Origin of the sequence: Streptomyces minutiscleroticus, assembly GCF_014650875.1 — a bacterium.
Taxonomy (GTDB): Bacteria; Actinomycetota; Actinomycetes; order Streptomycetales; family Streptomycetaceae; genus Streptomyces; species Streptomyces minutiscleroticus.
In genome coordinates, this window is record NZ_BMVU01000071.1 from 16,906 (window position 1) to 28,139 (window position 11,234).

The window sequence follows — 11,234 nt, forward strand, 5'->3', positions numbered from 1 at the left end:
ATCTGTTCCAGCGGGGAAACATTGCTGGGGGAAGATCAGAAGGAGTTGCCGTCGACTCTCACGGGGCCGGCCGATCCCCTTACGGGCTCACCCGGGTACTTCTGCCGCAGTCGCCGGATCGATCGTTGGCCATGAATTCGGTTCCTTGTGCGATCCTTCGATTTCTCGTTCGAACGTATCGCTTGTTCGACCCTTTGGGGTCGGCGTTCTGCAACGAAAGGGAGGGCCTTTTCGTGAGTTCTGCTGCGCAGCCGTGCACCGACTGGCCGCTTTTACAGGCCGTTTCGTCTCTGGCAGATCTCAGACATCTGCCGATCGAACGGCTACCGGAACTGGCCGCACAGATCCGTGCGTTCCTGGTGGCCAAAGTCACCGCTCACGGCGGGCATCTGGGACCGAACCTGGGCGTCGTGGAGCTGACGATGGCGGTGCACAGGGTCTTCGACCGGCCGGAGGACACGGTGTTGTTCGACACCGGCCATCAAAGTTACGTCCACAAGGTTCTTACCGGGCGGGCCGGGGGCTTCGACCGCCTGCGCGAGGCCGGCGGTCTGTCGGGCTATCCCAGCCGCGGCGAGTCCGGACACGACGTCATCGAGAACTCCCACGCATCCACCGCCCTGTCCTACGCCGACGGCCTGGCCAAGGCGCAACGACTGCGGAACCGCACCGCCGGCCGAGTGGTGGCCGTGGTCGGTGACGGAGCACTGACCGGCGGCCTGGCGCTGGAAGCACTCAACAACCTCGGTCACACTCCACAGCTGCCCGTGGTAGTGGTCCTGAACGACAACGGCCGCTCCTACGCTCCCACCGTCGGAGGCCTGGCGGCTCACCTGACCGCGTTGCGTACAGGACGATCCGACCCGGCACACAATGTGTTCACCGAACTGGGACTGGCTTACCTCGGCCCGGTCGACGGGCACGACGTCGTCGCGCTGGAGAACGCGCTGCGCCGTGCGCGGGATCTCGGCACCGCAGTGGTGGTCCACACGGTGACGGTCAAGGGCAAGGGATGCGAACCGGCCGAGCAGGACGCGGCCGACCGCCTGCACGCAGTGGGCATCGTCGACCCCGTCACCTGCCGGCCGACCGCACCGGTTCCCAGGTCGTGGACGTCCGTCTTCTCCGAGGCACTGGTGGAGATCGGCCGTGAGCGGCAGGATGTGGTGGCTGTCACGGCCGCCATGGCCGGCCCCACGGGCCTGGCCGCGTTCGCCGAGGCTCACCCGCAGCGGATGTTCGACGTGGGCATCGCCGAACAGCATGCCGTCGCCAGCGCCGCCGGACTGGCCCTGGCAGGCATGCATCCGGTCGTCGCCGTCTACGCCACCTTCCTCGGCCGCGCGATCGACCAGGTGCTGATGGATGTGGCGCTGCACCGGCTGCCGGTGACGTTCGTACTGGACCGGGCCGGTGTGACGGGGCCTGACGGGCCCAGTCACCACGGCATGTGGGACGCCTCGCTGCTGTCGGTCGTACCGGGCCTGCGGCTGGCCGTCCCCCGGGACACGGTCACACTGCGGTCCTTGCTGCGCGAGGCCGTCGCCTGGGACCGGGGGCCCACGGCACTGCGCTTCCCCAAGGCCAGCGCCGACCCGCCGCTGCCGGCCGTCGCCACCGAGGACGGTATCGACGTCCTGACGTCGTCCGGTGGCCCGGACGTCCTGCTGGTCTCGTTCGGGCCGCTGGCCGGTGAGTGCGTACGCGCGGCCGCCATGCTGGAGCGGCGTGGTGTCGGCGTCACGGTGGCCGATCCGCGCTGGGCCCTGCCCGTGCCACCTGCCCTGGTGGAACTGGCGGGACGTCACCAGACGGTGGTGACAGTGGAGGACAACAGCCGCACCTCCGGGCTGGGCGCCGCCCTCGCCCAGCTGTGCGCAGATCGGAAAGTGCCCGCAGCAGTGCACACACTGGGCCTGCCGCGCCGCTTCCTGCCGCATGGCTCCCGCGCCGACCTGCTGACGTGGGCGGGTCTGGACGCAGCCGGCATCACCAGGGCCGTCGTCCGCGCCCGTCAGCGCACCTTCCTGTCACTCCGAGACGAGAGCCTGTCATGAGCCTGACCGACCTGCCCCTGCCCACCACCCGGCCCCTGCCGCCATCCGCGCACTCCGCACGGCGCCTGTCCCGGCAGATCCACGTCGGCGATGTCGCGGTGGGCGGTGACGCACCCGTGTCCGTACAGTCCATGACGACCACCCCCACCGCCGATGTCGAGGCGACGCTGCGACAGATCGCCGAGCTCACCGCAGCCGGCTGCCAGATCGTCCGCGTCGCGGTGCCCTCCCAGGACGACGCCGACGCCCTTCCGGCGATCGCGCACAAGTCGAAGATTCCGGTCGTCGCCGACATCCACTTCCAGCCACGCTACGTCTTCGCCGCCATCGACGCCGGATGCGCAGCCGTACGCGTCAACCCCGGCAACATCAAGGCCTTCGACGACAAGGTGCGCCAGATCGCCACCGCCGCGTCGGCCGCCGGCGTGCCCATCCGCATCGGCGTCAACGCCGGCTCCCTGGACCCGCGGCTGCTGGCCAGGCACGGCGGTGCCACCGCCCAGGCCCTGGCGGAATCGGCGCTGTGGGAAGCCTCCCTGTTCGAGGAACACGGCTTCACCGATCTGAAGATCTCGGTCAAACACCACGACCCGCTCACCACCGTCGCCGCCTACCGCGCGCTGGCCGCCGCCTGCGACTATCCCCTGCACCTGGGTGTCACCGAGGCCGGACCACCCCCGCAGGGCACCATCAAGTCCGCCACCGCGTTCGCCATCCTGCTCGCCGAAGGCATCGGAGACACCCTGCGCGTCTCTCTCACCGCCCCGCCCGTCGAGGAAGTCACCACCGGCATCCAGATCCTGCAGAGCCTGGGCCTGCGCGAACGGCAACTGGAGATCGTCTCCTGCCCCTCCTGCGGCCGAGCCCAGGTCGACGTCTACGCGCTGACCGCCAAGGTCAGCGCCGCGTTCGACGGATTTCCCCACCCTTTGCGGGTCGCTGTCATGGGCTGCGTCGTCAACGGTCCCGGCGAAGCCCGCGAGGCCGACCTCGGGGTGTCCTCCGGCAACGGCAAGGGACAGATCTTCGTCCGCGGCAAAGTCGTCAGGACCGTTCCCGAGGCACAGATCGTCGACGCGCTCATCGACGAGGCCCTGCGCCTGACCGAAACCGCCGACACCGACACCACCGGCACCGCCAGGACAGGCCGAGTCCCCGCTGCCCAGGAACGGACGGGTGAACCCGCTCCCGACCCGGTCCACACCCAGCAGAACCCCGAGAGGAGCACCCCCTCATGACCTCCACCGTACTTGCCGACCCTCTCGACCCCACGGCCATACAGGCATCGGTCGACGCGGTCCTCAACCGCTTCCTGACCGCCAAGGCCCGCCCCCACGCCGGGGCCCACCAAAGGTACATGGCCGCTCTGCTGCAGGACTTCCTGGTCGGCGGCAAACGCATCCGCCCCCTGCTGTGCGTCACCGGCTTCCACGCCGCCGGCGGCCAGGCGAACACGACGGAAGTCATCCAACTGGCCGCCTCCCTGGAACTCTTCCAGGCCTTCGTCCTCATCCACGACGACGTCATGGACGCCTCCGACACCCGCCGCGGACGTCCCTCCGTGCACCGCGTCCTGGACCAGGAGTTCCGCCGCATGCGTACCGACTGCGACGACCGCACGGCGCAGCGGTTCGGCACCGCGGGCGCGATCCTGCTGGGAGATCTGGCCCTGACGTGGTCCGACGAACTGCTGCACGCCGCCGCCGTGCACGGAACCCGCCGCACCGCTGTTCTGGACCACCTGGATCGCATGCGCACCGAAGTCATGATCGGCCAGTATCTGGACCTACGGGCCACCGGAGACAAGCACACCAGCGTCGAGGACACACTGACCGTCATCCGCTACAAGACCGCCAAGTACACGGTGGAACGTCCCCTGCAGCTGGGAGCCGCCCTGGCCGGCGCCGACACGCCCGTCCTGGAGGCATGCAGTGCCATCGGCATCCCCTTGGGCGAGGCCTTCCAACTCCGCGACGACCTGCTGGGCGTCTTCGGCGACCCCGCCCAGACGGGCAAGTCCTGCCTGGACGACCTGCGCGAAGGCAAGTCCACCACTCTGCTCGCCCTCGCCCTGGCCGACGCCGACCCCGCACAGGCCGCCCGGCTGCGCGCCCTGGTCGGCGACCCCCGCCTGGACCTGGAGGGTGCCGAAGAGGTCCGCGACATCTTCACCGCCACCGGTGCCCGTGCCACCGTCGAGCAGATGATCACCGACCGGTACCGGCAGGCCCTCGTGGCCCTCGACACCGCTCCCTTCACCCCGGCTGCAGCTCAAGCCCTGAGCGCTCTCGCGCGGCAAGTTGTCAGGAGGACGTCGTGACCCTGCCCATTCCTGCCCCTCACCCACCCGACGGCACACCGAGCGGCAGCAACGTGCTGCTTGGCGCTCCGCGCGGATCCTGCGTAGGAGCACCACGCGCGGCGGGCGCCGTCGAGACGGCCCTCGAACAGTACGGCACCCCTGGCCACCAGCGGAAACAGATCGCGCATCACCAGCACGGCGTCCGCATCCTGCAGGAGGCAGGCGCCGTCCTCGTCGGCGGGACCCGAGAAGTCCTCCAGGCGGCGTCGTGATCTTCGCCGCGGCGGATGATCCATGTCGTCCTCCAGGCCGGTGTCCCGGTGTCCGCAACGCCCACCTGATGGACTCCGGCAACGACATCGACCAGACCTGGCTGAAGGAAGCACACACCACTGTCGGCGCCGCCCCGACGCAGCCGTGCCGGAAGTCCGGCCGCCGTTGCCCTGCGGGAGGCCGGCCCGGTTCGGCCACGACCACACGACGACGCTGCGTACCGCCGAGGGACACAGCCAGTTCTCCCCGCCCGAAAAGCTCCGCCACGACCCGCGTGCACTCCCTCCAGACCCCAAGGAGTCGGCCGTGACCACGACATCTCTGACGATCCCGCCGTTCTACTGTCCCATCGAGCCCGCCGTCCACCCCGCGGTCGACGAAGTCGCACGGCGTGCCACCGAGTGGATCGACCGTTTCGGCTTCTGCCCCAGCGAAACCGCACGTGCCTGGACGCTGGGCAGCGCCAGCGCCGAGTTCTACGGCCGCTTCGCGCCGGACGCCCACCTCGAACCCCTCGTCCTCGCCGCCTGCTGGACCTACTGGGCATTCACCTTCGACGACGTCCACTGCGACGAGGGGGAACTGCGCGACAAGCCGGCGGAGTTCGCCGCCTACGCCGGACACGTCCAGCGTGCCCTGGAAACCCCCGGTCCACAGCACTACGACGATCCGTTCACCGCGGCCATCCACGACCTCGGCGAAAGCTTCCGCGCCTGCGCCAGTCCCACCCAGGTCCGCCGGTTCATCGCCGCCCACCGCGCCTGGCTGACCGGTGCCCACTGGCAGATCGCCAACCGCGCGCGCTGCCACATGCCCGACCTCGACGAGTACGTCACCATGCGCATCCACGCCAGCGGCGGCGAACCCGTCTACGCCATGCTCGAAATCGCCAACCAAGCCGAGATACCCGCAGCAGAGCTGGACTCACCGGCTGTGTGCGCGCTGACCGAGATGGCCATCCTCGTCGCCGCACTGGACAACGACTGGCACTCCCTGGCCAAGGAGACCGCAGCCCTCGACCAGACCGAACAGAACGTTCCCCATCTGCTGATGCACCACCACAACCGCACCGCCGCCGAAGCGGCCACTCAGACCGCCGCTCTGCGCGACCGGATCCTGTGCCGCTTCCTCACGCTGCGCGAGCGCCTCCGGCCCCATGCCGGTCCCGCACTGCAGCGCTACCTCACCGACCTCGGCCACGGCATCCGCGGCAACATCGACTGGGCGTTGCACGTGCACCGGTACCTCACCGCGTCCCAAGGCGAGATCCCGAATTCTGCACCGGCGGCCGTCTGGAGCGACCACCCGTCCGACTCCAGCCGCACACCACCGCCCCTCCCCTCCATCAGCTGGTGGTGGGGCCCCTTCGCACCCTATGAATGACGAAAGCCGGAGCCACGACCACACCGACACCTCTCAAAGCCAGAACATCTCCGGCTCGAGTACGGGGGCAGCGGACGACGCTGACCCCGGCAGCTTGAGCATCCACACCGGCACGCGACCAGTTCTTCGTCCCACGGCAGCCAAGGACAGTGCTCTGGCAACAGTGGAACTCACGCCCTACCACCTTCCGCCGCTGTCTCGCTGCCGACTGAGCGACATCGCTGCTGAGACATTCAAACCGGCAAACGGGACCCGCGACACCGCCGCGGGTCCCCTCACTCCCGTCACCGGTCCCGGCGGGTCCGCACGGCACGGAGCCCAAGGAGGAAGCGATCATGCTGAGCCGTCCGCGCAGCCTGTTGTTCTGGCTCGTACTGATCATCCTCTTGTACATCATCGCCATCGCCCCCATTGAATTCGCTCATGCCATCGTCAATGTGTGGCAGAAAGCCGAAGCGTTCTTCACATCCCTGGCCGTCTTCGTCCACACCCTCGCGGCCTCTCTTTGAACAGGGGCCTGTCAGAGGGCATTTGATCTAGGTAGGTTGCCCTCTATGTTCCAGTAGGACTCCGTCAGGTCGGTGCCGCCGATCGGTCCGCTTCCCGGTCGTCGCCGACCGGCGCGGGAGGCTGTGCCGTCGCTGCGCGGAGGGTGTCACGGACCAGGGCGTCCGCCGTCCCGCAGTTGCCGGCCTCAGACGCCGGGCTCATCGGAGACCGGTTGTTCTTCCGGGGGATCGACCTGGACGACGTGGATGCCGCGGTCGGTGAAGGCCGCCACCTGCTCGGGGCTCGCCGCCCGGTGGGTGACCAGGGTGCAGCCGGGCGGCAGGGCGGCAGGGCGGCCCAGGCGTGGAAGGGGGCGCGGCCCAGCTTCTCGGCGTGGGCCAGCACGTAGACGTGGGCAGCGCGGCGGGCCATCAGCTCCTTCAGACGGGTCTGGCGCAGGTCGGCCTCGCAGATCTCGCCGTCCGCCGTGACGCCGTCCGCGGACAGGAAGGCTCGGTCGAAGGTCGTCCGCTCCAGCGCCGCCTCGGTCAGCGGGCCCACGAATGCCTGGCTGAGGGGCCGGAGCGTGCCGCCCAGGCACTCCACGCGGACGGTCTCGACGTCCGCCAGTTCGTGCAGCGCCGTCAGGCCGGTGGTCTCCACGGTGAGATCCTTCGCGGTGCGCAGCTCGTGCGCCGGCGCGCCCACCGTCGATCCGGCGTCCAGCAGAACTGTCCTGCCGGGCTGTACCTGTGCCGCCGCCCACCGGGCGATCGCCCGTTTCTGCTCGTAGGCTTCACCGGTGCGCTGCCGCAGCGAGGACTCCGGGTGGGCGGTCAGCGCCATCGCGCCGCCGTAGGTCCGGGCGAGGCGGCCGTCGGTAGTCAGCCGGGCCGGGTCGCGGCGGATGGTGGGGGCGGTCACGCCGAAGCGCTGGGACAGTTCCTCGACGCTGGCCAGGCCGATGGCGGTGGCGAGCTGCAGGATCTCTTCGCGCCGGGCTTGGGATCCGGCGGACGGCTGGCCCAAGCACTTCGGGCCCGAGCTGCACGGCAAGACCCTCGGCGTCGTCGGCTTCGACCGCATCGGCCGCCTCGTCGCGGGCTACGCGCAGGCCTTCGGCATGCGCGTCCTCGCCCACGACCCGTACATGCCCGACGACGCCGTGAGTGCCGCGGGCGCCGAACCGGCCGCCCTCGACGCCCTGCTGGGCCGCGCCGACGTCGTCGCCCTGCACCTGCCACCCACCGGGAAACCGCTGCTGACCGCAGCCCGACTGGCCGCCATGAAGCCCGGCGCCGTGCTCGTCAACGCGGCCCGCGGCGACCTCGTCGACGACACCGCGCTCGCTGAGGGGCTGCACTCCGGGCAGCTGTCCGCCGCCGCGCTCGACGCCTTCGCGATCGAACCCCTCCCGGAGGACCACCCGCTGCGCACCGCACCGCGGGTGACCCTCACCTCCCACATGGCCGCCTGCACCCCGGAAGCCAACCGCACGACGGGCCTGGTGATCGCCGAAGACGTGCTGCGCGTCCTCGCCGGACAGGCCCCGCACCACCCCGCGAGCTGAACCGGCCTCGTACACGGGTCAGCTCGCGGGCCGGTGAACCGGCCCGTACGCAGTCCTCCGCGGGCCGGTCCGCCGGCCCGCACACAGCCCCTCACCGCATCGCTGTTTCCCTTCCGCTCCGGCGGCGGCGCCGGATCCAGCAAAGGAACACCGTCATGTCGACCACCGACACCGCGCCCCTTATCTCACCGACGCGGGCTGATCCGTACGCCCTGCGCGCCGAGGACGCCAAGCCGGCCCCCCGCCTCCTTCCGGGACCGGCTGCGCCACCTCGGCCCCGGTTTCGTGCTGTCCGCCGCCGTGGCCGACTCCGGAGAGCTGATCACCACCACACCGCTCGGCGCCAAGGCCGGCTTCGCGCTGCTGCGGCTGGTGGTCGTGTCGACCGGCGTCAAGGTCTGGGTCCAGATGGAGCTGGCCCGCTGGACCATCCTGAACGGCCGCACGGCACTGGAGGGCTACCGCGAGGCCGGTCCCCGCGTCGGCCGCCTGGGCTGGATCAACTGGCTCTGGATCGGCATGGACTTCGCCAAGGTGTTCCAGCGCGGCGGCATCATCGGCGGCACGGCCGCGGCCTGCTCCGTGCTGCACCCGCAGGGCCTGGTGCCCGAGGGCAACGAGATGATCACTACACTGTCGCGCATCTACACCGACACCATGGGACCCCGGGCCGAGTACCTCTTCCTCGTCGTCGCCGTCGCCGTGCTCTTCTCCACCCTCATCGGATCCACCGCCTCCGTGCCCCGCCTGTGGACCAACACCCTCGGCATGCTCGGCGTCGTCAAGTAGGAGGACGTGAACAGCCGCACTCGCACCATCCGCGTCCTCACCTGGACCCTGCCGCTGGTGTGGGCCTGCTTCTTCCTCTACGTGCAGTCCCCGGTCCTGATGGTGCAGATCGGCGGCATCGGCGGCGGCATCTTCCTGGTGGCCGTGGTTATCGCCGTGTGGAAGCTCCGCTGCACCGGCGTCCCGGAACGCTTCCGCTCCGGCCCCTGGACGACCGTGGCGCTGGTCGTCAGCAGCGTCGCCATCCTGTGCGTCGGTGTCTACGGAGTCCTGGACACGCTGGGAGCGGTGACGGGTGAGTGAGGCGCACCCTTCGTCAAGAAGGCGTGCGTCGGCGGACGTCTTGCGCATCGTGCGCAGCAGATAGGGACTCTCCCCCGCAAGCGGGGGCACCCCGGGCGAGATTCTCCTCGGTCAGGGCGTGCGGGAACAGGCTGTCGGGTGCGGTCATCGTGCTGATCTCCTTCAAGGACTCGGTTGTCTTGAAAGATCAGCCGGTGACCGTTCATCCGTGCGGGCATCCATCCTGAAGCCGGAGTAAATCCCCGGATCGGACCGCACCAATACACCACGTCAGTGGACGCAGCCCCTCATGGCCGGGGCCGGCTGCGCAGGCGGGACTCATCGAGCCGGTACCGCCGTGGTCGACCGGCGTGCGACGAGTTCCGGTAGGAGGACGACGTGCGTATGTTCGTGAAGTAAGCCGACGGATGTGTCCTCGACGAGGAGGCGGCCTGCCTGCTGGCCCATGGCGAGGGCCGGCCGTCGTATCGAAGTGAGCGGTACGACGGCGGATGCGGCGAACTCGATGTCGCCGTACCCCACCACGGCAATGTCGTCGGGCACTCCGAGTCCGGCTTCGTACAGGGCCTGCATCACACCGAGGGCGAGCAGGTCGTTGGCGCAGAAGACGGCGGCCGGCCGCTCGGGAAGGCCGAGGGTGCGGTGTCCGGCGTCCTTGCGGGCGTCCACGGTGAGGGCGCTGCAGGGTGGTTCCAGCAGGGTGTCGGCCGGGAGGCCGGCCTCGCCGACGGCGCGCAGTGCTCCGTGGCGGCGGTTCCGTACCTGCTGGAGGCTGTCGGGTCCGTTGACGTATGCGATGGAGCGGTGTCCTTGGGCGATCAGGTGTCGGGCCGCGGCGTGGCCGCCGGCGAGGTCGTCGATGCCGACCGAGCAGGCGGCGGGCTGGGGTGCGCTCTGGTCGGCGATGACGAAGGGCACCGCGCTGCGGCGGAAGGCGGCCACGGTACGGCCGATACCCTCGTCGGTGGTGAGCACAGCGCCACGGACCTGGTGCGAGGTGATCGGTGACAGGTGGCGTGCGGCTTCCGCCGGGTCGTGGGCGCCGGTGCGCACCATGACGCCGAGGTCCGCCTCGCGGGCGGCCTGTTCTACGCCGGAGGCGAGGGCGGTGAAGAACGGGTTGGCCATGTCGAGGACCATCACGGCGATCACGCGGGAGGCCCAGCCTCGCAGCCGGCGGGCGCCCTCGGCGCGGATGTAGCCCAAGGAGTCGATCACTTCCGGGACGCGCGTGCGCATCGCCTCGGCCACGGCTTCCGACCGGTTGAGGATGTCGGAGACGGTGCCGAGCGAGACTCCGGCTTCCTGGGCCACGTCCTTGATGCCGACTCGAGGACGTGTCCGGCTGCCACGCCCGGCCGCGTGTCGCCCGGGACCGGGTGCGTGGTGAGCCGCGTGCGCGGCGGCCGACCGGCGGTCCACGGTCCAACGGCAATGCCGTGACTCTGTTGGTGATCTTGCGGGTGCTCAGGGGGTGATGAGTCCTGTGTTTGTGCAGAGTGTTCGGAAGTTGCTGTCCCGGCGTGGGGTGGTCGGTGTGGTGTCGAACCAGTCGGCGAGGCGGATGAGGTTGCGGGCCATGGCGGTCAGTACGTGCTGGACGTGGGTGCGGGCCAGTCCGCGGTAGCGGCTTCTGCGCAGGCCGCAGGTGCGCACGGCCTGGGACAGGGTGGCTTCGGTGCCGGTTCGGATCGCGTAGCGATGCTTCCCCTGCGGGATGTGCCGGTCGCGCCGGTTGCGGAGCTGGATCTCGTGCGGGGACTGGCTGGGCAGGAGTGCGAGGGAGCGTGGCCGCTCGGTGGAGCCGGTGCACTGGGCCCGGACCGGGCAGGCCAGCCGGAATGCCTGTGCTCCTTCGCGGACGCAGCGACACGACCCTCACCCCCTGGCTCGGCGCTCTTCCACCATGGCACCGAAGCGACGAACCCGTCCCGCCTCCGACAAGATCACCAGCAGAGTCACGGCATTGCGCCTAGGGCCTGTTGCGAAAGTCGATCTTGGTTGTGGATGATCACATCTTGTGGGACGTGGTGATCTGACGAACGACCAGTGGGCCCGGCTGGAGCCG

Annotated in this window: 12 protein-coding genes; 9 read left to right on the forward strand and 3 right to left on the reverse strand. The window is 69.8% G+C overall.

Annotated features, from left to right (window positions below; translation table 11 throughout):
- Window positions 1-233: 233 nt before the first annotated feature.
- From IE271_RS35600 to IE271_RS35625, 6 genes are all read left to right on the forward strand, one after another.
- A complete protein-coding gene (locus tag IE271_RS35600) occupies window positions 234-2,057 on the forward strand; it encodes a 1-deoxy-D-xylulose-5-phosphate synthase (protein ID WP_229919795.1) in 1,824 nt (607 codons plus the stop codon).
- Window positions 2,054-3,295, forward strand: a complete 1,242-nt coding sequence (ispG, locus tag IE271_RS35605) for a flavodoxin-dependent (E)-4-hydroxy-3-methylbut-2-enyl-diphosphate synthase (RefSeq protein ID WP_190194612.1) — start codon at window positions 2,054-2,056, stop codon at window positions 3,293-3,295. Before IE271_RS35600 ends, ispG begins: the two co-directional genes overlap by 4 nt.
- The gene (locus IE271_RS35610) at window positions 3,292-4,377 is read left to right on the forward strand and encodes a polyprenyl synthetase family protein (RefSeq protein WP_190194613.1); all 1,086 of its coding nucleotides are present in this window, start codon (window positions 3,292-3,294) and stop codon (window positions 4,375-4,377) included. The genes ispG and IE271_RS35610 overlap by 4 nt, the downstream gene beginning before the upstream one ends.
- Entirely contained in the window at window positions 4,374-4,631 is a 258-nt protein-coding gene (locus IE271_RS35615; RefSeq protein WP_190194614.1) for a hypothetical protein, read from the forward strand. The genes IE271_RS35610 and IE271_RS35615 overlap by 4 nt, the downstream gene beginning before the upstream one ends.
- A gap of 307 nt (window positions 4,632-4,938) precedes the next feature.
- Entirely contained in the window at window positions 4,939-6,015 is a 1,077-nt protein-coding gene (locus IE271_RS35620; RefSeq protein WP_190194615.1) for a terpene synthase family protein, read from the forward strand.
- A gap of 335 nt (window positions 6,016-6,350) precedes the next feature.
- Window positions 6,351-6,524, forward strand: coding sequence for a hypothetical protein (locus IE271_RS35625; protein ID WP_190194616.1), 174 nt, complete (start codon window positions 6,351-6,353; stop codon window positions 6,522-6,524).
- 64 nt (window positions 6,525-6,588) lie between these two features.
- Here the strand turns inward: IE271_RS35625 and IE271_RS35630 are convergent, their stop codons facing one another.
- Window positions 6,589-7,491 carry a DeoR/GlpR family DNA-binding transcription regulator gene (locus tag IE271_RS35630; protein ID WP_229919799.1) on the reverse strand — a complete coding sequence of 301 codons (903 nt, stop codon included), beginning with the start codon at window positions 7,489-7,491 and terminating at the stop codon, window positions 6,589-6,591.
- Between IE271_RS35630 and IE271_RS35635 the strand changes: the two genes are divergently transcribed.
- The 3 genes from IE271_RS35635 to IE271_RS42700 all read left to right on the forward strand — a co-directional run bounded on the left by IE271_RS35635 (window position 7,412) and on the right by IE271_RS42700 (window position 9,166).
- The gene (locus IE271_RS35635) at window positions 7,412-8,074 is read left to right on the forward strand and encodes an NAD(P)-dependent oxidoreductase (protein ID WP_229919796.1); all 663 of its coding nucleotides are present in this window, start codon (window positions 7,412-7,414) and stop codon (window positions 8,072-8,074) included. The genes IE271_RS35630 and IE271_RS35635 overlap by 80 nt on opposite strands.
- Window positions 8,075-8,374: 300 nt before the next feature.
- Window positions 8,375-8,863 (forward strand): hypothetical protein, encoded by a 489-nt coding sequence (locus IE271_RS42695; RefSeq protein WP_229919797.1) that lies wholly within the window; start codon window positions 8,375-8,377, stop codon window positions 8,861-8,863.
- Between the two features lie 6 nt (window positions 8,864-8,869).
- On the forward strand, window positions 8,870-9,166 hold the full coding sequence (locus IE271_RS42700; RefSeq protein WP_229919798.1) for a hypothetical protein: 297 nt from the start codon (window positions 8,870-8,872) through the stop codon (window positions 9,164-9,166).
- Between the two features lie 318 nt (window positions 9,167-9,484).
- On the opposite strand, the gene IE271_RS35645 is transcribed toward IE271_RS42700, so the two are convergent.
- Together IE271_RS35645 and IE271_RS42705 are read right to left on the reverse strand one after the other, a co-directional pair.
- On the reverse strand, window positions 9,485-10,480 hold the full coding sequence (locus IE271_RS35645) for a LacI family DNA-binding transcriptional regulator (RefSeq protein WP_308435240.1): 996 nt from the start codon (window positions 10,478-10,480) through the stop codon (window positions 9,485-9,487).
- 153 nt (window positions 10,481-10,633) lie between these two features.
- A complete protein-coding gene (locus IE271_RS42705; protein ID WP_268256264.1) occupies window positions 10,634-11,002 on the reverse strand; it encodes a transposase in 369 nt (122 codons plus the stop codon).
- Window positions 11,003-11,234 lie beyond the last annotated feature (232 nt).